The organism is Rhodococcus sp. IEGM 1408 (assembly GCF_033142235.1).
Classification (GTDB): Bacteria; Actinomycetota; Actinomycetes; order Mycobacteriales; family Mycobacteriaceae; genus Dietzia.
In genome coordinates this window covers 160,468-179,644 of sequence record NZ_JAWLRW010000008.1, presented here as the reverse complement: position 1 = coordinate 179,644, position 19,177 = coordinate 160,468, and the positions used below count along the sequence as shown (strand labels likewise).

21 protein-coding genes and 1 pseudogene are annotated in these 19,177 nt (G+C 72.0%); 10 read left to right on the top strand and 12 right to left on the bottom strand.

The genetic code is table 11. The annotated features are described in order from the left end of the window. Positions 1-9 precede the first annotated feature (9 nt). A complete protein-coding gene (locus tag R4P08_RS14025; protein ID WP_317814504.1) occupies positions 10-753 on the bottom strand; it encodes a GntR family transcriptional regulator in 744 nt (247 codons plus the stop codon). Beyond that, positions 750-2,222, bottom strand: coding sequence for an amidase (locus R4P08_RS14020; protein ID WP_317814503.1), 1,473 nt, complete (start codon positions 2,220-2,222; stop codon positions 750-752). Before R4P08_RS14020 ends, R4P08_RS14025 begins: the two co-directional genes overlap by 4 nt. Before the next feature lie 180 nt (positions 2,223-2,402). Here R4P08_RS14020 and otsB point away from each other — a divergent pair, with 180 nt between their 5' ends. From otsB to R4P08_RS13995, 5 genes are all read left to right on the top strand, one after another. Beyond that, positions 2,403-3,188, top strand: a complete 786-nt coding sequence (otsB, locus tag R4P08_RS14015; protein WP_317814502.1) for a trehalose-phosphatase — start codon at positions 2,403-2,405, stop codon at positions 3,186-3,188. A 101-nt stretch (positions 3,189-3,289) separates the two neighbouring features. Further along, a complete protein-coding gene (locus R4P08_RS14010; RefSeq protein ID WP_317814501.1) occupies positions 3,290-4,324 on the top strand; it encodes a metal ABC transporter solute-binding protein, Zn/Mn family in 1,035 nt (344 codons plus the stop codon). Continuing rightward, positions 4,314-5,255 carry a metal ABC transporter ATP-binding protein gene (locus tag R4P08_RS14005; protein ID WP_411741210.1) on the top strand — a complete coding sequence of 314 codons (942 nt, stop codon included), beginning with the start codon at positions 4,314-4,316 and terminating at the stop codon, positions 5,253-5,255. Before R4P08_RS14010 ends, R4P08_RS14005 begins: the two co-directional genes overlap by 11 nt. A gap of 20 nt (positions 5,256-5,275) precedes the next feature. After that, positions 5,276-6,103, top strand: coding sequence for a metal ABC transporter permease (locus R4P08_RS14000; RefSeq protein ID WP_411741211.1), 828 nt, complete (start codon positions 5,276-5,278; stop codon positions 6,101-6,103). A gap of 98 nt (positions 6,104-6,201) precedes the next feature. Then, on the top strand, positions 6,202-7,143 hold the full coding sequence (locus R4P08_RS13995) for an aminoglycoside phosphotransferase family protein (RefSeq protein WP_317814499.1): 942 nt from the start codon (positions 6,202-6,204) through the stop codon (positions 7,141-7,143). A gap of 31 nt (positions 7,144-7,174) precedes the next feature. Here R4P08_RS13995 and rlmB read toward each other — a convergent pair whose 3' ends face one another. From rlmB to R4P08_RS13970, 5 genes and pseudogenes are all read right to left on the bottom strand, one after another. After that, positions 7,175-8,143, bottom strand: a complete 969-nt coding sequence (gene rlmB, locus R4P08_RS13990; protein WP_317814498.1) for a 23S rRNA (guanosine(2251)-2'-O)-methyltransferase RlmB — start codon at positions 8,141-8,143, stop codon at positions 7,175-7,177. A 1-nt stretch (position 8,144) separates the two neighbouring features. Then, the gene (cysS, locus tag R4P08_RS13985; RefSeq protein WP_317814497.1) at positions 8,145-9,569 is read right to left on the bottom strand and encodes a cysteine--tRNA ligase; all 1,425 of its coding nucleotides are present in this window, start codon (positions 9,567-9,569) and stop codon (positions 8,145-8,147) included. A 28-nt stretch (positions 9,570-9,597) separates the two neighbouring features. After that, complete coding sequence (gene ispF / locus R4P08_RS13980; protein ID WP_317814544.1) at positions 9,598-10,095, bottom strand: 2-C-methyl-D-erythritol 2,4-cyclodiphosphate synthase; 498 nt, start codon at positions 10,093-10,095, stop codon at positions 9,598-9,600. 51 nt (positions 10,096-10,146) lie between these two features. After that, positions 10,147-10,884 (bottom strand): annotated as a pseudogene (gene ispD, locus R4P08_RS13975) (2-C-methyl-D-erythritol 4-phosphate cytidylyltransferase); the annotation flags it as partial. Positions 10,885-10,896: 12 nt separating this feature from the next. Then, complete coding sequence (locus R4P08_RS13970) at positions 10,897-11,397, bottom strand: CarD family transcriptional regulator (RefSeq protein ID WP_317814496.1); 501 nt, start codon at positions 11,395-11,397, stop codon at positions 10,897-10,899. 198 nt (positions 11,398-11,595) lie between these two features. Here R4P08_RS13970 and R4P08_RS13965 point away from each other — a divergent pair, with 198 nt between their 5' ends. Together R4P08_RS13965 and disA are read left to right on the top strand one after the other, a co-directional pair. After that, positions 11,596-12,168, top strand: a complete 573-nt coding sequence (locus tag R4P08_RS13965; RefSeq protein WP_317814495.1) for a hypothetical protein — start codon at positions 11,596-11,598, stop codon at positions 12,166-12,168. 52 nt (positions 12,169-12,220) lie between these two features. Continuing rightward, positions 12,221-13,291 (top strand): DNA integrity scanning diadenylate cyclase DisA, encoded by a 1,071-nt coding sequence (gene disA, locus R4P08_RS13960; RefSeq protein ID WP_317814494.1) that lies wholly within the window; start codon positions 12,221-12,223, stop codon positions 13,289-13,291. 42 nt (positions 13,292-13,333) lie between these two features. Here the strand turns inward: disA and R4P08_RS13955 are convergent, their stop codons facing one another. Next, positions 13,334-13,981, bottom strand: a complete 648-nt coding sequence (locus tag R4P08_RS13955; RefSeq protein WP_317814493.1) for a hypothetical protein — start codon at positions 13,979-13,981, stop codon at positions 13,334-13,336. Between the two features lie 102 nt (positions 13,982-14,083). After that, a complete protein-coding gene (locus R4P08_RS13950; protein WP_317814492.1) occupies positions 14,084-14,737 on the bottom strand; it encodes a carbonic anhydrase in 654 nt (217 codons plus the stop codon). 38 nt (positions 14,738-14,775) lie between these two features. Between R4P08_RS13950 and R4P08_RS13945 the strand changes: the two genes are divergently transcribed. From R4P08_RS13945 to R4P08_RS13935, 3 genes are read left to right on the top strand one after another with little or no spacing between them, the layout of a single operon-like run. Next, positions 14,776-15,645: an A/G-specific adenine glycosylase gene (locus R4P08_RS13945; protein WP_317814491.1), complete on the top strand. Its 870-nt coding sequence runs from the start codon at positions 14,776-14,778 to the stop codon at positions 15,643-15,645. Between the two features lie 26 nt (positions 15,646-15,671). Further along, positions 15,672-15,980: an antibiotic biosynthesis monooxygenase gene (locus R4P08_RS13940; protein ID WP_317814490.1), complete on the top strand. Its 309-nt coding sequence runs from the start codon at positions 15,672-15,674 to the stop codon at positions 15,978-15,980. A 21-nt stretch (positions 15,981-16,001) separates the two neighbouring features. Beyond that, a complete protein-coding gene (locus R4P08_RS13935) occupies positions 16,002-16,394 on the top strand; it encodes a DedA family protein (protein ID WP_317814489.1) in 393 nt (130 codons plus the stop codon). 58 nt (positions 16,395-16,452) lie between these two features. Here R4P08_RS13935 and R4P08_RS13930 read toward each other — a convergent pair whose 3' ends face one another. Genes R4P08_RS13930 through R4P08_RS13920 form a run of 3 tightly spaced genes read right to left on the bottom strand, consistent with a single transcriptional unit; the run spans position 16,453 to position 19,161 of the window. Continuing rightward, positions 16,453-17,517, bottom strand: a complete 1,065-nt coding sequence (locus R4P08_RS13930; RefSeq protein ID WP_317814488.1) for an ABC transporter substrate-binding protein — start codon at positions 17,515-17,517, stop codon at positions 16,453-16,455. Beyond that, a complete protein-coding gene (locus tag R4P08_RS13925) occupies positions 17,514-18,245 on the bottom strand; it encodes an ABC transporter ATP-binding protein (RefSeq protein ID WP_317814487.1) in 732 nt (243 codons plus the stop codon). The genes R4P08_RS13930 and R4P08_RS13925 overlap by 4 nt, the downstream gene beginning before the upstream one ends. 13 nt (positions 18,246-18,258) lie before the next feature. Then, entirely contained in the window at positions 18,259-19,161 is a 903-nt protein-coding gene (locus R4P08_RS13920) for an ABC transporter permease (RefSeq protein ID WP_317814486.1), read from the bottom strand. Positions 19,162-19,177: the final 16 nt, after the last annotated feature.

The window sequence follows — 19,177 nt, the reverse complement described above, 5'->3', positions numbered from 1 at the left end:
TACCGCGGATCAGGTGTCGGGGCCGGAAGTCCGGACCCGCTCCAGCCCGTCCCTCATGTGGTCGATCAGCAGAGACCGTGCACTATCCGGGTCCCCGGCGCGGACGGCGTCAGCGATGGCGCGGTGCTCGGCGAGTCTGGACTCGGCGTCCGAATAGGTGCCCCGCATGGCGTGCAGGCACATGCTCGTCTCCACGAGGACGGTCTCGTGAACCCGCGACAGCCGCGGGCTCCGGGCCGCCTCCACCAGGGCGTGGTGGAAGTCGAGGTCCGCCGCGACCATCGCGGCGGACCGCGGCTGGTCGGCCAGGGCGGCCATCGCGTCGACGGCCTCGTCCAGTGCGTCGGCGGTCTCCCCACCCAGCCCCAGCGTGAGAACCCGGGCGAGCGCTGCCGTCTCGACGGTCGTTCTCAGCAGGTACATGTCCTCGACGGACTCGGGGGCGAGTTCGGCGACGAACAGCCCGCGGTTGCGGTGAGAGACGAGCAACCCCTCCTGCGTCAGCCGCTGCATGGCCTCGCGCAGCGGCCCGCGGCTCACGCCCAGCGAGTGGGCCAGCGCGGCCTCGCCGAGCTGTGTCCCCGGGGTGAAGACGCCCCCGGAGATCGCTCGGCGGAGTGTTCGCGCGATGAGCGCGGGCGTCGACTCCCGGACCACCGGTTCCAGGACGGGGGGTTCCAGGCCGGACGGTTCCGGGCCGGAGGGTTCGAGGCCGGACGGTTCGAGGCCGGAGGGCTGTCCGATCGCCGTCATCGCTCTACGCTCCCGGGGTCCCCGGCGTGCACCCGCGGAGTCGGGACCACCCGGCCCAGGGCCGCCTCCAGTGCGGCTCCGACCCGCACGACCAGTTGGTCGGAGAACCGGGCGCCCACCACCTGGATCCCCACCGGCAGTCCCGCGTCGGTCGCCCCGCAGGGGATGCTCAGCGCCGGCTGCTGGGTCATGTTGAACGGGTAGGTGTACGGGGTCCACGACGTCCAGTCGGGATTGTGCCAGCCCCGGGGCACGTCCGATCCGACCTCGAACGCGGGGATCGGGGTGGTGGGCGTGATGAGGATGTCGTACCGCTGGTGGAAGTCGGCCATCCGCGCGCCCAGCGCCATCCGCACCGCGACAGCGTCGAGATAGTCGGCGGCGGAGAAGTCACGGTACCGCTCGAGCGCCTCGCGCATCGAGGGGTCCACGCGGTCGATCGCGTCCGGGCCGTGCGGTGCCAGGACCGCGGCCAGCCCGGCGAACCACAGCACGTGGAAGGCGTCGACCGGATCGGTGATCCCGGGGTCCACGGTGTCCACCCGGGCCCCCAGCGATTCCAGGATCGCCACCGAGCGCGCGACCTCGCGCTCCACGTCGTGGTGGTTGGTGCCGAAGCCCAGGGTGGGGCTGTACGCCACACGCAATCCCTCGAGCGGGCTATCCCCCCGGATGCCCTCGGTGGCCGCCGCCAGGTAACCGCCCGGGCCGGGGGTCGTGGCGCGCGCCGGCACGGCCGACCAGTCCCGCGGGTCCGGGCGCAACAGTGCGTCCATGAACACCGCGGTGTCGGCGACGGTGCGGGTCATGGGCCCGGCGTGGGCGAGCGTGCCGAAGGGGCTCGAGGGGAACATCGGGATGACGCCGTAGGTGGGTTTGAGCGCGACGATCCCGCAGAACGCCGCGGGGATGCGGACCGAACCGCCGCCGTCGGTGCCCAGGGCGAGCTGGCCCAGCCCGGCGGCGACCGCGGCCGCCCCGCCGCCGCTGGAGCCGCCCGGGGTGAGGGCCGGGTCGTGCGGGTTGCGCGTGATGCCGGTGAGCGTGTTGTCCGTGACCCCCTTCCACGCGAACTCCGGGGTGGTGGTCTTGCCGATCACCACGCAGCCGGCCTCGTGCACCGCGGAGGTGACGGGGGCGTCGTCAGGCCAGGAGTCGGGATCCTCGGCGCCGGGTTTGTCCGCGAGCAGACGGGAACCCCGCAGCGTCGGGACGCCGCGGGTGTAGAAGATGTCCTTGATCGACGCCGGCACCCCGTCGATCGGGCTGAGCGGCTCGCCCCGGCGGTACCGGGCCTCGGAGTCGCGCGCGGAGCGGAGGGTCGCGTCGCGGTCGAGGCGACAGAAGGCGTTGATCTCGCCGTCGACCCGCTCGATCGCCTCCAGCGCGTCCGTCGCGGCGTCGACCGGGGAGAGCGCACCGTCGCGGAAGCACTCGGCGAGCTCCAGGGCCGTCAGGGTAGAGGTCATCGGGTTACCTTCCGTCAGATTGTCAACAATCCTACAGTTGCGGCAGGCTAGGTCAACACCCGCTCCGCCTTCGCCCGGCCTCCGCTCGGCTTCCACTCGGCTCGCACTCACCCTTCCCGCACCGGCTTCGTCCCGGCCTTCCCCCGACGCCGAGCCGGCCCGGCTCCTAACCTGGGAGCCATGACCGCACCCGACGCCAGCACCTCCGACAATCCGTCCCCCGAGCTCGACGACGCCCTGCGCCGCGCCGCGCAGACGCCGACGCTGGTGATCGCGTGCGACTACGACGGCACCCTGGCACCGTTCGTCGACGACCCCACCCGCGCCGTTCCCGCACCCGGCGCCATCGCCGCCCTCGAGCGCCTCGCCGGCCTGCCGCGGACCACCGTGGCCCTACTGTCCGGCCGCAACCGCGCCGCGCTCGCGCAGGTCAGCGGCGCGGGCGCGCCGGTGGTCCTGGTGGGGAGCCACGGGTCGGAGTGGGAAGGCGGGTTCGACACCCCCCTGGACGACGACGAGGTGGCGCGGCTCGCCCGTGTGACCGCCGATCTCGAGGAGGTCGCCTCCCGCACCCCCGGGGCGCACGTCGAGCTCAAGCCGACCGCCGCCGTCCTACACGTCCGCCCGGTCTCCGACCCGGCCCAGCGGGAGACGGCGATGGCCGAGGCCATGGCCGGTCCCGCCGCCCTCGACGGGGTCTTTGTGACCGAGGGCAAGAACGTCGTGGAGATCGCGGTCCGCGAGGCCAGCAAGGGCGCGGCGATCGAGAGGCTCGTCAAGCAGACCGGGGCGGAGGTGGCCGTGTTCATCGGCGACGACGTGACCGACGAGCGCGGCTTCGCCCGGCTGCGGGACCAGGACATCGGCGTCAAGGTCGGCGACGGCCAGACTCTCGCGGGCCACCGCGTTGCCGACATCCCCGCGGTGGTCGGGCTGCTCGAGCAGCTCGCGAGATTGCGGGCCTGAGCTACCTCCCGCCCCCGCGACCCACCCCGGACGCGAGCGCGGGAGAGGCCATCGTCTTACACTTAACGACAACGGTTCCCATTACTACGAGAGCGGTACTCGTGACGTCGTCGTCTCCCTTCTCCCGCCACCCACGTCTGGCCAGGTCCGCCGCCCTCACCGTGGCCGCCCTCGCCGGGGGCGTCGCTCTCACCGCCTGCGGGTCCGCGGACGGATCGGGCAGCGGGTCCGCCGCGGACGGCCCGAACGTGGTGGCCTCCACGACCGTCTACGCCGACATCGCCCAGCAGGTGGCCGGCGGCAACGCGACGGTGGAGTCCGTGATCTCCGACCCGGCCGCCGACCCGCACTCGTACGAGGCGAGCCCGGCCGCCGCGGCCACCGTCGCCGCCGCGGACCTCGTGGTCTACAACGGCGCGGGCTACGACGCCTTTGTCGACCGGGCCCTCGGCAACGCCGGGGACGTCGCAGTGGTGCGGGCGGTCGACGAGTACGCCCGCGCCACCGGCGACGCCGTCGCGGATCACGACCACGACCACGCTGACGATGCCGAGGACGCACACGCCGACGAGGCCGGCACCAACGAGCACGTGTGGTTCAGCCTGCCCACCGTGGCGGCCGTGGCCGGGCAGGTCGCCGAGGAGCTGGCGACGATCGACGCCGAGCACGCCGAGGAGTACCGGGACAACGCCCGGCGCTTCGCCGACGCGTTGATCCCGCTGGAGGAGGAGCTCGACGCGATCCACGACCGCGGCCACTTCCCCTACGCCCAGACCGAGCGGGTCGGCGCCCACCTCTTCGACACCGCCCACCTGGTCGACCTGACGCCCCCCGGGTTCCTGTCCTCGATCGAGGACGACACCGACCCCTCCGCGGCCGACCTCGCCGCCACGCTCGACCTGCTGTCCGAGCGACGGGTCGCCTTCCTGGCGTTCAACTCCCAGACCGAGACGCCCGTCACCGCGCGTGTCCGCGACGCGGCCGAGGAGGCCGACCTCGTCGTCGTCGATCTGACCGAGACCCTCCCCGAGGGGATCGGTTACCTCCCCTGGATGACGGGGATCGTCGACTCCCTCGCCAATGCCCTCGACAGTGCCCCGGACAGTGCGACGCCGGCGGCCGACGGTGAGCACTGATCCGGTGGCCGATCCGGGGCCTGAACCGGTGGCCGATCCGGCGGGCACCCACGTCCGCGGAACGCCCGGACCCGGTCCCGTCGTCTCCCTCGACTCGGTGACGGTCTCGCGTGGAGGGCGCACGCTCATCCGGGACCTCGACCTCGACGTGGCCGCCGGGGAGTTCATCGCGGTCCTCGGGCCCAACGGAGCCGGCAAGACCACCCTGCTCAAGGTGCTGCTCGGCGAGCTGGCACCCGACGCCGGGACCGTCCTCGTGGACGGCCGCGCGCCCGGCGACCGCGGCACGCACCTGGGCTACGTCCCCCAGCAGCGCGCGTTCGACCCCGGCATCACCCTGCGGGGCCGCGACCTGGTGGGACTCGGGATCGACGGCACCCGCTGGGGACCGGGCTGGCCGTCCCGGCGCTCGGAGAAGCGACGGATCGTCGACGACGCGCTGACGCGCCTGGGGGCCGGGAAGCTGGCGAACCAGCCCCTCGGCCGGATGTCCGGCGGCGAACAGCAGCGCGTCCGGGTGGCCCAGGCCATCGCCTGCGACCCGTGCGTCATGCTCTGCGACGAACCCCTGCTCAGCCTGGACCTCACCGGCCAGCGCACCGTCGCCTCGGTGCTCGACCACCGTCGGCGCGAGCACGGGACCGCGGTCGTGTTCGTCACCCACGAGATCAACCCGGTCCTGCCGATGGTCGACCGGATCGTCTACCTGGTCGACGGCCGACACCGCATCGGCACCCCGGACGAGGTGTTCACCACCGAGGTCATGTCCGACCTCTACTCCTCGCCCGTCGAGGTGCTGCGCGTGCGGGGCCAGATCATCGTGGTGGGCGACAACCAGCACCTGTGCGCCGAGCCGTGGTCCACCGGGCACCACCACCACGACGGCGATGGCCACGGACACGGACACGGACACGGACACGGAGCACACTGATGGACCGCCTGCTCGAGATCATCGGCTCCATCGCCGACACCGAGACCACCGCGTACCTGCTGGAGCAGGACTTCGTGCTGTTCGGCCTCGCCGCGATCGCACTGCTCGGACTGCTCTCCGGGGCGATCGGCCCGTTCATCGTGATGCGACAGATGTCGTTCTCCGTCCACGGGGCCAGCGAGCTCGCCCTGACCGGAGCCGCCGCGGCCCTGCTCTTCGGCATGAACCTGGGCCTCGGCGCGATCCTGGGCTCGGTGATCGCCGCCCTGATGTTCGGGCTCATGGGCAACCGCGCGTCGCAACGCGACAGCTCGATCGGCGTGATCATGGCGTTCGGCCTCGGCATGGCCGTGCTGTTCATCCATCTCTACCCGGGCCGGTCCGGGACCAGCTTCTCCCTGCTCACGGGCCAGATCGTGGGCGTGTCCGAGCACGGACTGGTGCAGATGGCTGTGGTCGCCGCGATCATCTGCGTCTCGCTCATCGCGCTCTACCGGCCGCTGGTCTTCTCCTCCGCCGACCCCGAGGTCGCCGAGGCGCGGGGGGTACCGGTGCGGGCCATCAACCTGATCTTCGCGGTGCTGGTGGGGCTGGCGGCCGCTCAAGCCGTGCAGGTGGTGGGCGCGCTGCTCGTGCTCTCGCTGCTCATCACCCCGGCCGCCGCCGCGGCCGCGGTCACCTCCAGCCCCGGCCGGGCGATCGGACTGACGATCCTGTTCGCGGAGGTCGCCGCCGTGGGCGGAATGCTGCTCTCGCTCGCGCCCGGGGTGCCGGTGTCGGTGTTCGTCACCACCGTCTCGTTTGTCATCTACCTGGCCTGCCGGGGGGTCGCGGCGGCGCGGCGCTGACCCCGGCAGCCCTCCCCGGAATTCTGCGCGGCGTTGCCGAGCGGCGGCGGGGTGAGCCGACCTGCTGGGATGCCGACCGCCCGACTACCGTCTGGTGCGTGCCCACCGACCACGAAACCGACAGCCACGCCGAACTCGATGCGATCCGTGCCGCGTTCCCGACCCTCTCCTGGGATTCGGCGCAGCGGATCGACGAGGGGTGGGATCACGTCGTGGTGATCTGCCGCGGGTGCAGTGAGGTCGATGCCCTCGGTCACACAGACCTCGTGTTCCGCTTCCCCACCGACTCCCAGGCGCTCGCGCAGTTGCCGCGGGAGATCGTCGTCCTCGAGCACGCGGCCACCTGCGTCGATTCCGCGATCCCCCGCTATACGCACGTGCCGGACGGCGTGGAGTTCGCCGGCTACCCGCTGGTCCGCGGAGAGCGTCTCACACCGGAGGTGCTGCACAGCCTTCCGGCGACGGACAAGACGACCATTGCCGGGCAGCTCGGCGCACTGCTGGCCACGCTGCACGGCATGGACACCACGGCTCCGCCGCTGGATCTGATCCCGCACTCCTATCAGCCCGAGAACCTGGACTTCGTGCGGGGCATCATGGAGAACGACCTCCCGGCCCGGTTCACCGACGACGAGATGCGCACGGCGCGCGAGATCTGCGACGAGGTCGCCGCGCTGCAGTCGACCCTCCTACCCCGGGTGTTCCTGCACAACGACGTCAACGTGCGCCACCTGTACTGGGACGCCGGACCGGGTCCCCGTCCGGGCCGGCTCGGGCTCATCGACTTCACCGACATGTGCCTCGGCGACCCGGCCGTCGACTTTGCGGAGCTGTACGGGTACGGACCGCGCTTCGTCGACGAGGTCCTGGCGCACTACGTCGGCAGGATCGACGACGCCTTCCTCGACCGCGCGTGGACCTACCAGCGGCTGGCCGGGCTCTACGAGATCGCCGGGCACCTGTACTACGGCGAGGAGACCTGGGAGTACGCGCGGGCGACGTTCGACCGTTGCCGGTCACCCCGCCGCCCGCGGTCGTGACGGGGCGAGTCGACACCCCTAGCCGGGGGGATTATCCCTTCATTCGGCGCTGACGGGAGAACTCCGAGAGCACGACGCCGGCGGCCACGGAGGCGTTGAGGCTCTCCACTCCGCCGGAGATCGGGATCGACAGGATCGAGTCGCAGTTCTCGCGCACCAGCCGCGACAGGCCCTTACCCTCCGAGCCCACCACCACGACCGTGGGGCCGGTGCCGTCGTACTCGTCCAGGGTGGTGTCGCCGTCGGCGTCCAGCCCCACGAGCTGCACCCCGGACTTGGCCCAGTCGAGGAGCGTGCGGTTGAGGTTGGTGGCCTTGGCCACCGGCAGCCGGGCAGCGGCACCGGCGGAGGCGCGCCACGCCACGGCCGTGATGGACGCGCTGCGCCGCTCGGGGATGAGGACGCCGTGTCCGCCGAAGGCGGCGGTCGACCGGATGACGGCGCCGAGGTTGCGCGTGTCGGTGATGTTGTCCAGCGCCACGAGCAGGGCGGGCTGGGACGAGTTCATCGCGCTGTGGAGCAGGTCCTTGGGGTCCGCGTACTGGTACGGCGGCACCTGCAGCCCGATCCCCTGGTGCATACCGTTCGAGACCATGCGGTCGAGGTCTGTCTTCGGGACCTCGAGGATCGAGATCCCCTTGTTGGCACAGAGATGGACGGCCTCGGTCAGCCGCTCGTCGGCGTCCGAGCCGATCGCGACGTACAGCGCGGTCGCGGGCACGCCCGCCCGCAGGCACTCCACCACCGGGTTGCGGCCCACCACGTACTCCGGACCGTCCGCCTGCTTCTGTGCGTAGCGGCGACGCTGCTGCGTGCCCTCCGACTGGCGCGTGGCGGCCTTGGCCTTCCGGTAGGCGTTGTGATAAGTCCGGTCCTCGGCCTTGGGGGTGGCGCCTCGGGGCTCGAGCCCCCGTCGTCGCTGCCCGCCGGAGCCCACGACCTGGCCCTTCTTGGTGCCTGATTTGCGGATCGCCCCGCGTCGGGCCGAATTGCCAGCCATGTCAGTCCTTCCGGTTGGCGAGCGACCATCTCTGGCCGTCCGCGGTATCGGCCACCTCGATGCCGGCGGTGACCAGACGGTCCCGGATGGCATCGGAGGTGGCGAAGTCCTTGTTCGAGCGCGCCTCGTTGCGCGCCTCGAGTTCTGCGCGCACGAGCGAGTCGAGCGCTGTGGTGGCGGCGTCGCCCCCGCCGCAACCTGCGACCCAGTGGGGGTCGAGGGGGTCCACGCCCAACACCGAGGTCATCGCCCGGATGGCCGAGGCGGCCGTCCGTGCCGCCTCGAGGTCTCCGGACGCGAGGGCGGTGTTACCCGCGCGCACCCTGCCGTGGATCTCCGCCAGTGCGGCGGGGACCCCGAGGTCGTCGTCCATCGCGGTGGCAAAAGCGTCAGTCCACCGGCCCACGGGCACGTCGGTGCTAGAGCCTACGGCCTCGGCCACCCTCTGCACGAACGCCTCGATGCGGCGGTACCCGGCGGCCGCCTCCTGCAGCGCCTCCGGCGAGTACTCGAGCATCGACCGGTAGTGGGCGCTGCTGAGGTAGTAGCGCAGCTCGACCGGGCGCACCGCGGTGAGGATGTTGGGGACGGAGAGGACGTTGCCCAGCGATTTGCTCATCTTCTCGCCACTCATGGTGACCCAGCTGTTGTGCAGCCAGTAGCGGGCGAACTTGTCGCCGGCGGCGTGGGACTGCGCGGCCTCGTTCTCGTGGTGCGGGAACTGCAGGTCCAGGCCGCCACCGTGGATGTCGAAGGTGCTGCCGAGGTACCAGGTGGCCATGGCCGAGCACTCGAGGTGCCAGCCGGGGCGGCCGTCGCCCCACGGGGTGGGCCAGCTCGGTTCGCCGGCCTTGGCCGCCTTCCACAGCGCGAAGTCACGGGAGTCGCGCTTCCCGCGCAGGTCCGCTGATTCCCCCTGGTCCACCTCGTCCAGCCGGTGGCCCGACAGGTGCCCGTAGTCGCCCTCCGGGGCCGCGGACCACGCGGCCACGTCGAAGTAGACGCTGCCCTCGGCCGGGTAGGCGAAGCCGCGCTCGATGAGCCGCTCCATGTAGTCGATCATCTGCGTGACGTGCCCGGTCGCCCGCGGCTCGGTGGACGGCGGCAGCACGCCGAGGGCGTCGTAGGCCCGCGTGAACTCGCGCTCGTGCGTGGCGACCCACTCCCACCAGGGCCGGCCGTTCTCGGCGGCCTTGGTCAGGATCTTGTCGTCGATGTCGGTGACGTTGCGGACGAACGCGACGTCGTACCCCGTGGCGAGCAGCCAGCGACGCAGGACGTCAAAGGCGACCCCGGAGCGGACGTGGCCGATGTGCGGCACGGACTGGGGGGTGGCTCCACACAGGTAGACAGACACGTGCCCTTCCCGGACAGGGGTGAATTCCCTGAGGGAGTGGGTGGCGGTGTCATACAGATGGAGCGTCACGGGTAGCGAGTCTACCGGTGACGAACGCTCACACCCGCTTTGTCAGCTCTGGAAGCACCAGAGCCGTCGCCACGGCGGAGACCCCTTCGCCGCGGCCGGTGAAGCCCATGCCGTCGGTCGTGGTGGCCGAGACGGAGACCGGGGCGCCGATGATCGCCGACAGCAACGCCTCGGCCTCGACCCGCCGCGGGCCCATCTTGGGGCGGTTGCCCACCATCTGCACGGCGGCGTTACCGATCGCCCAGCCGTGCTCGGCGAGTTCGGCGACCGCCTCCCGGAGCAGTCGCTCGCCGGAGACGTCGTCGTACTCACTGCGTCCGGTGCCGACCAGCGTCCCGAGGTCGCCAAGCCCGGCCGCGGAGAGCAGCGCGTCGACCAACGCGTGGGCCACCACGTCGCCGTCGGAGTGCCCCTCGCAGCCGTCGTCGTCCGGGAAGTGCAGGCAGGCCATCATGCAGGGCTTGCCCGGCTGGACCTGATGGGCGTCGGTGCCGATGCCCACGCGGGGGATGACGGGGCCGCTCATGAGCACTCCTGTGGGTTCGGCCTCGCCGAGCTCTGTCGCCCCGAGCTCTGTCGCCCCGAGCTCTGTCAGCGCGCGGTCGTGGTCCGCCGCCGTGGTGATCTTGAAGGCGAGGGGATCCCCGACGACCGTCGCCACCCGCACGCCGAGCCGCTCGACCAGCCCGGCGTCGTCGGTGGCCACGTCCCCCGCGGCGGCGTAGGCGGCCAGCAGGGTTTCGCGGTCGAAGCCCTGGGGGGTCTGGACGGCCCGGAGCGCCGCGCGGTCGGGGGTCCCGGTGACGAACCCCTCGCCGTCGACCTCCTTGACGGTGTCGACCACCGCCAGGACGGGGACCACGGCGCGCTCGCCGGCGCGCACCGCGTCGACCACGCGCCGGATCGGCGCGGACGGGGTCAGACAGCGCGCGGCGTCGTGGACCAGGAGGACGTCGTACTCCGCCACCTCGCGGCGGGGGCGGGCGGCGGCCAGCGCCGCGAGCCCACCACGGACCGAGTCGGTGCGCTCCGCGCCACCCGTGGTGACGACGACGAGGTGGTCCCCCGTCCGCAAGGGTGCGAGCAGCGACTCGGCCGCGGACACGCGGTCCTCGGGGACCACCGCCACCACGTCGTCGACGACCCCGGAGTCCAGCAGCCCGGCGACGGCCCGCTCGAGCATGGTCCGGCCGTGCAGGTCTACGAACGCCTTGGGGATGCCGGCACCCAGCCGGACCCCGGAGCCCGCCGCGGGAACGACCGCGGCCACCCTGCCCGTAGGGGCGGGGTGGCCAGAGGAATCGTGCCGGGTCAACTCTCGGTCGCGTTACGCGGGAGTGGCCGAGGCCGCGGCCAGGACCTCGTCGAGCATCTCGTCCGCGCGGTGCTCGTCTGCGCGCTCCGCGAGCGCGAGCTCACCGACCAGCACCTGACGGGCCTTGGCGAGCATGCGCTTCTCGCCCGCGGACAGCCCACGGTCGAGATCGCGGCGCCACAGGTCGCGGACGACCTCGGCGACCTTGTTGACGTCGCCCGAGGCCAGCTTCTCGCCGTTCGCCTTGTAGCGGCGCGACCAGTTGGTGGGCTCCTCCGCGTGCTCGGTGCGCAGGACCTCGAAGACCTTGTCGAGTCCCGCCTCGTCGACCACGTCGCGCACTCCCACGTACTCGGCGTTCTCGGCCGGTACCTTCACCGTGAGATCGCCCTGGGAAATCTTGAGGACGAGGTATTCCTTCTCGGTGCCCTTGACCATCCGCATCTCGATCGCCTGAATGCTCGCAGCGCCGTGATGCGGGTAGACGACAGTGTCGCCGACCTTGAAGTCCATTAGTGGCTTTCCCCTTTCGACTGGCCCATCTTAGCACGCCCTCAGGCCTGGGGTTATCCGTTTGCGCAGGTCAGCAACCTCCAGCGCGCTGGTCAGGCAATCCGGGGGGTGCGGCGCGTCCACTCCACCGCCAGCGCGGGCCAGCGGTGGACTACGATGAGACCGGCCTGAGAACGACCATCCCCCGAGGAGCCTGACGTGACTTCACCGAACACCGGCCTGCGCCGCACCGCGCTCGCCGTCCTGGCCGTTGGTGCCGCCCTCGGCGCGTCAGCGTGTAGCGCCGGACAGGTGTCGCAGACGGCATATCAGGTCGCTGCGGTCGACGGCGGACACGGCACCGCAGGGGATCTCGAAGTCAACGACCTCGTGGTGGTCCTCCCCGAGACCGGCGACGCCGACGCCAAGGTCGGCTTTGTGGCCTCCTACACCGGCTCCGGATTCGGCGATCCGGTCTCCCTCGACCGGGTCCAGATCGACGGTGTCGAGGTGCAGGTCGGCGAGTCCCAGCCGCTCGAGCGCGGGTGCTCGCTGGTCGTCTCCTCCGCCGAGGGTGCCGTCCCGGCCCCCGCCCAGGAGGGCGTCTGCGTCGAGCAGACCACCGCGACCCTGCCGGCGGGCGAGCTCGCGGTCGGCACGTCGGTCCCCGCCACCCTGACCTTCTCCAACGGCGACACGGTGCAGGCGTTCGCCGGCGTCATCACCGAGGTCCCCGACAGCGGCGAGTACACGCGGCCGTCCGAGACCGTCGCGCCTTCCGAGGGACACTGAGACGTCCACCCTGTCCGCCCGCGCGGCTGACGGTTCGTCCGCCGACGCCGCGATGCGCGCCGTTCTCCGGCGTCTCGCCCCGGGCACGCCACTGCGGGACGCGCTGGACCGTATCCGCAGGAGCGGGACCGGTGGGCTGGTGGTGCTCGGCGACGACCGGGCCGTCCAGGAGATCTGTGACGGCGGCGTCGCCCTGGACGTCGAGTTCACCCCCGCCCGGTTGCGTGAGCTGAGCAAGATGGACGGGGCCGTGGTCCTGTCCTCGGACGGCGAGCGCATCACCCGCGCCAACGTGCACCTCGTCCCGGATCCGTCGCTGCCCGCCGTGGAGACCGGGACGCGGCACCGCGCCGCCGAGCGCACCGCGCTGCACACCGGGATCCCGTCGGTCGCGGTGTCGGCCTCGATGACCACCGTGACCGTCTACGCGGGCGGGCAGGCCCGGGTGCTCGCGGATCCCGTCGTGCTCCTGGCCCGCGCGGACCAGACCGTCGCCACCATGGAGCGGCACGGCGCCCGCACCGCGCGTGCCCGCGCCCGGCTCGACCGCGGGGAGATCGGCGGGTGGGTCTCCGTCCGCGACGTCGTGACCATGGCCCAGCGCCTGGTCCGTCTCGAGCGGCTGGGCGCCGAGCTCGCCGAACTCACGGTCGAGATGGGCGAGTACGGGCGGCAGACCACACTCCAGCTGGAGGAACTGCTGGCCGACTCCCCGGACGAGCTGTGGGGCCTCGTCGCCGACCACCTCGGCGTCGACCCCACCGCCACCGACTCCGGGGCTGATGCAGCTCGCGTCCCCACCGCCGAGCAGGTGACCGCCGGACTCGATCGACTCGCGGCGCTGACCGACGCCGACCTGCTGCTGCCCGGCCCCGTCGCGCGGTGCCTGGGGTTGCCCGCGGAACCGGAGGACCTGGACGAGCACGTCACGTCGCGGGGCCACCGGTTGCTCGCCCACATCCCCCGACTCCGGCCCGTGCAGATCACGGCGCTGGTCGAACGGTTCGGATCGGTGCCCGCGCTGCTGGCGGCCGAGCAGTCGGACTTCGCCGACGTCGAGGGCGTGGGCGCACTCTGGGCCCGCCATGTCCGGCAGTGGCTCACCAGCCTCGGTTCCGGCTAGGAGCCGGGAGCCGGGCCGGCTTGGCCCGGTGCCAGCGGAGAGCTAGGCGCCCTCGACCACGTTGAACGTCGCGGCGGGGCTGAAGACGTTCCCGACCAGTGCGTACACCTGGTAGGCGCCGACCTCGACCGGTGTCCGGTCCGACTCCGAGCACGCGCCCTCGGCCGAACGACGCCCGGTCCAGTCGATCTGACGCGGCTCGGGCTCGCCCGGTCGCAGCTCGACCTCGTCCTCGTCGCGGGGGGTGGTGCAGTCGATGCTCGACCACACCTTGACGTTGGTGTCGAGGCGGTAGACCTCGAAGGACAGCGGCGCCTCGGCGAGGTCCCGGTCACACGTCGTGTCCGAGGTGTTGAGGATGTTGACGAAGAAGCGGACGTCCTCGCCCACGGGGACGTTGGGTTCGGCCGACCACACCGTCAGGCTCAGGTCCGGGTCGGCGCACCGGCCCCGGGAGGCCCCACCGTCGTCCGGAGCGGAGGTCTCGGTGGCCGCCTCCGAGGTCGTGACCGCCTCGGACGCGTCGACCTCGCCGCTGCCGGCCGTCTCCTGGGTGTCGGTGCCACTGTCCCGGGAGGCCAGGAACAGCGCCAGCACCACCGCCAGGACGGCGACGACCGCCACGACGACCGCGGCGACGCGGCGCCGGACGTAGACTTCGCGAGGTTGGGAGCCCTGGGGTTCGTGCACGAGTCCAACTCTAGGGCCGGGGCCCCGTCGCACCGGACCCGCCTCGCGGCGTGTCCCCGGACCAGGCCCCCTTTGCCCCGCATGCGGGCCGGATGGCGGTCGCTAGACCGCGATCATCTCCTCGCCCGGGCCGTGCGGGGTGTCCTCGACGTCGCCCACCACGCTCCGGAGGTACGCGCGGCCGTCGGAGAGCTTGTAGGTCACGCCGACGATGGCGAGGCGACCCTCGTCGATCCGGTCGCTGATGATCTTGGACCGCTGCTGCAGCAGCTCACCGGTCTCCAGCACGTGGCGGGCCTCGAAGTCGTCGATCGTGCTGAGCCCTTCCCGGCGCCCGTTGAGGATCGACGGCGACACCTTCTCGACCACGTCGCGGAGGAACCCGGGCGGGATCTCGCCGGTACGCAACGCGTCCACTGTCGCCTTGACCGCGCCGCAGCTGTCGTGGCCGAGGACCACGATGAGCGGGGTCTCCAGGATGTGGACCGCGTACTCGATCGACCCGAGCACGGCCGAGTCGCTGATGTGTCCCGCCGTTCGGACGACGAAGAGGTCGCCGAGCCCCTGGTCGAAGATGATCTCCGCGGCCACGCGCGAGTCCGAGCAACCGAACATCACGGCCTTGGGGTTCTGGGCCGCGACGAGCTTCTCACGACGCTCGGTATTCTGACTCGGATGACGCATCTCGCCCTCGACGAATCGATGGTTGCCGTCGCGGAGCGAGGCCCACGCCTTGATGGGGTCGGTATGAGGCATGACTCATATTGTGCACGCCTCGCGCGGGCGGTTTCACGGTGACCTCTGTCGACACACCTGCTCTGCTCTCCTGGTTCGACCGCGAGGGCCGGCCGCTGCCGTGGCGCGGGGGCGGCGTGGGCGCCTGGGAGATCCTGCTCTGCGAGGTCATGAGCCAGCAGACCCCCGTCGCCCGGGTGGAACCGCTGTGGAGGGCATGGCTCGAGCGGTGGCCCGGGCCGGCCGAGCTCGCCGCGGCCTCCCCCGGCGACGTGATCCGGATGTGGGGCAAGCTCGGCTATCCCCGCCGCGCGCTCCGGCTGCAGGAGTGCGCCCTCGTCGTCGTCGAGAAGCACGGGGGTCAGGTCCCCACCGACGTCGAGGACCTCCTCTCCCTGCCCGGGGTGGGCGACTACACGGCGCGTGCGGTGGCCTGCTTCGCCTACGGGCAGCGCGTGCCGGTGGTCGACACCAATGTGCGGCGCGTGGTCGCCCGCGCGGTGGGTGGGGCCGCCGAGGCGGGGCCGCCGTCGACCCGACGCGACCTCGCGGCGGTGTCCGCGCTGCTACCAGCCCGCCGGGAGGAGGCCGTCGCGTTCTCCGTGGCGCTGATGGAGCTGGGGGCGCTGGTGTGCACCGCGCGGGTGCCGCGGTGCGACGACTGCCCGCTCGCCGGATCCTGCGCGTGGCTGGCCGCCGGAAGGCCCGCGTGGGACGGCCCACGGCGCAGGACGCAGACCTACGCCGGCACCGACCGACAGGTCCGGGGCATGCTCCTGGACGTCCTGCGCGACGGCGACGGCACCGCAACCGCCGCCCGGCTCGACGCGGTGTGGCCCGATGCCGTCCAGCTCGAGCGGGCGCTGGCCTCACTCGTGACCGACGGCCTCGTGGCCCGGAGCGCTGACCGCTACTCGCTGCCCGACTGAGCCGGGCTGAGGGTAGCCTCCCCTACATGGCCGTAGTCAAGATCAATGCCCTCGCCGTCCCACCGCAGGCCGGCGCCGAACTCGAGCGCCGCTTCTCCGAGCGCGCGCACACCGTGGAGAACTCCCCCGGGTTCCTGGGGTTCCAGCTCCTGCGCCCCACCGGCGGGGAGACCCGCTACTTCGTCGTCACCACCTGGCAGGACGAGGAGTCCTTTGCCGCCTGGCGTGACGGCGACGCCCGGACCGCGCACGCCGGTCAGCACGGCAAGCCGGTCGCCGAGGGCGCCAACCTCCTGGAGTTCGACGTCGTGATGGACGTCAAGCCCGCCAACTGACCCGCCCCTGCCCCTCACCAGATGGACAGGATCGCGGAGCAACCGTTCGGCGTCGCCTTCGCGACGCTCTTCGTGATAGTCATGCTCCGCGCCAACGCCACCTACTGGCTGGGCCGGGGCGCGCTGCGCGGGGGGATGCTCAGCCGGAAGGCCGCCCGCCACCTCGAGGGTTCACACATGCAGCGTGCCCAGCGGCTGTCAGCGCGATACGGGGTGATCGCGGTGCCGCTGTCGTTCCTCACGATCGGGATTCAGACGGCGGTCAACGTCAGCGCCGGCTTCACCCGTATGCCGCTCCGGCGGTACCTCCCCGCGGTGGCAGTCGAGTGCGTGATGTGGGCGTTCCTCTACTCCACGGTGGGGATGGTGGGTTGGGCGGCGATCGCCACCCTCTGGTCTGAGATGACCTCCTAGAGGAGAGATCACCTCACCGACCAGAGGGCGGCGACAGCGCCGACCGCTCAAGGGCCGCTCAGGTCCCGGGAGCGGGCCGGACCACCGGCGCGAGGACGTCCCGGTACCGCTCGTCCGCCAACTCGGCGATGTCCACGGGGTCGATCTGGCCGTCGGAGGTGAAGACGTCGGCGAGCTTCTGCTCCCGCTCGATGGTGTCCTCCAGCGCCACCGGCACGCGCGTGCTCCGGCCCTGCGAGAGCTCGGCCGCCTCCGGGGAGAGGTCCACGGCATCGGCGTAGAACGCCGCCCATTCGGCCGGGTTGTCCTCGGACCAGTTCCCGGCCTTCGCCAGACGCACGAGGAAGTCGGCGATCGCCGTCTGGCGCCCGGCGTCGGCGAGCGCGTCGTGAGAGGCGAGCCCGAACCAGAATCCGTTGGACGCCTCGACCGCGGTCGTCAGCGTCCGCGGTGCGGACGTGGTCTGCGCGATGGCCGTGTACGGGTCCCAGATCGCCCAGGCGTCGGCGTCCCCGCGGGAGAAGGCGGAGCCCGCCTCGGCCGGCTGCAGGAAGACGAACTCCACGGCCTCCGGCGCGACCCCCGCCTTGCGGAGCTGGAGCAGCAGGTGACCGTGCGCGGAGGTTCCCTTGGCCACCAGGACCTTCCGTCCCGCCAGGTCGGCCACCGACCGCACCGGGGAGTCCTCCGGGACCAGGATCTGGTCTCCCTCACCGGCGTTGGCGTACGCGGCGACGATGGACGCCCGCGCTCCGGCGGCCGCACCGAAGACGGGCGGGGTGTTGCCGGTGACCGCCGTGTCGATCTGCCCGGCGTTGAGCGCCTCGACGATCGGCGGGCCGGAGGTGAAGGTGGAGAACTCGATCTCGTAGGGCAGCTCCTCGAGCTGGCCGGAGGCCTCGAGCAGCGCCTGGGTGCCGCCCTTCTGGTCCCCCACCCGCAGCACGAGGTCGGACAACCCCGCCAGGTCGACCCGGTCCGGTACGGGTACCGCCTCGTCGGCCTCGCGGGTGGCGCAGCCGGACGCGACGAGCAGGACGATCAGCGCCAGGACGAACACTGCTGTTGCCACTGCGGTGGTCGCCGCGGAGCGGAAGCGGGTCGGGGGGATGGTCGTGGTCATATGGAGTAGTCCTCGGTTGTGTGGTCGACGCCCAGTGCGTCGAGTAGTGAACGGCGGTGGTCAGTCGTGGCGCCGCCGTCGCGGGGGCGGTCGATCTTCTCGGTGTGGGCGACGACGCCGTCGTCCAGGACGTGGACCCGGTCGGCAAGAGCGACCGCCTCGTCGACGTCGTGCGTCACCAGCAGGACGCCGAAGCCGTGGCGGTCCCACAGCCGCAGCAGCAGCTTGTGCATCGTGCGGCGCGTCAGCGCGTCGAGGGCACCGAACGGCTCGTCGAGCAGCAGGAGGGCGGGCTCGGCGACGAGCGCGCGGGCCAGCGAGGTCCGCTGCGCCTGGCCGCCGGAGAGTTCGCCGGGGTAGGCGCCCTCACGGCCGCCGAGGCCGACCTCGGCGAGGATCTCCGACACGCGCTCGGACTTCTCGGCGCGGTCGACGCCCACCCGGTTGAGCCCGTGCCGCACATTGGCCGCGACGGTTCTCCACGGCAGCAGTCGTGAGTCCTGGAACACCACCGAGGGCGCCCCGTCGATGTGGACCGTGCCGTCGTGGTCCCGGTCCAGGCCGGCGAGGATCCGCAGCGCGGTGGACTTGCCGCTGCCGCTGCGCCCGAGCAGGGCCACGATGTCTCCGCGCGGGACCTCCAGGTCGAGGCCGTTCAGGACGGTGGTGTGGCCGAATCGCCGGGTGACGCCCTGCAGGGCGCCCGCGGGGGCGAGAGTGGTGGTCATGTGGTGACTCCTGTCAGCGGTAGTGACTCAGTGCGCGGGCCTCGGCCACGCGTACGGCGGCGTCGGTGAGGATGCCGAGCAGGGCGTACACGACCAGGCCGACGATGATGACGTCGATCTGGAAGTAGTCGCGGGCGTTCATGATGAGGTAACCCAGGCCGGTGCTCGCGTTGAGCTGCTCGGCCACGATCAGGGTGAGCCAGGCGATCGCCAGCGACTGACGGACGCCCACCAGCACCTGCGGGGCGATCGACGGCAGGATCACCTCGGTCAACCGCTGCCGCCGGGTGAACCCGAACACCGTCGCCATGTCGCGCAGCTTCGGGTCCACCTGCCGCAGAGCGGAGGCGGTGTTGAGGTAGATGGGGAACACCACGCCGAGCGCGATGAGCAGGACCTTGGGGGCCTCGCCGATCCCGAACCACAGGATGAACAGCGGAATCAGCCCGAGGTGGGGCAGCGCCCGGAGCATCTGCAGCGGCGGATCGAGTATGGCGTCGGCGTACCGGGACGTCCCCACGATCACGCCCAGGACGAGCCCGATCGCGCCGCCCAGGACGAAGCCCTGGACCACGCGGACGCTGGAGACGGCGAGCGCGTCGACGAGCTCGCCGCTGGCGATGAGTTTGATCCCGGACTCGGCGATGAGCTGGGGGGCGGGCAGGATCCGTTCCGGCAGGATCCCGGTGGCGCCGGCGATCTGCCAGATCACGACCAACGCGACAGGACTGAGCCAGCGCAACCACCAGAGGCTGCCGCGGGCTCGTCGTCGTCGTCCTTCCCCGGCCCCTTCCTGCGCGGTGGTGACGGAGGTGTGGTCGACATCGGGAACGGGGGCCCCGTCCCGGGGCCTGGTCGCCGGGGCCGGCCGGGCGGGCACGGTGGGCGCGGCGGGCGGGGGCACGATCGTGGTCATCGCGGACATCTCCTGG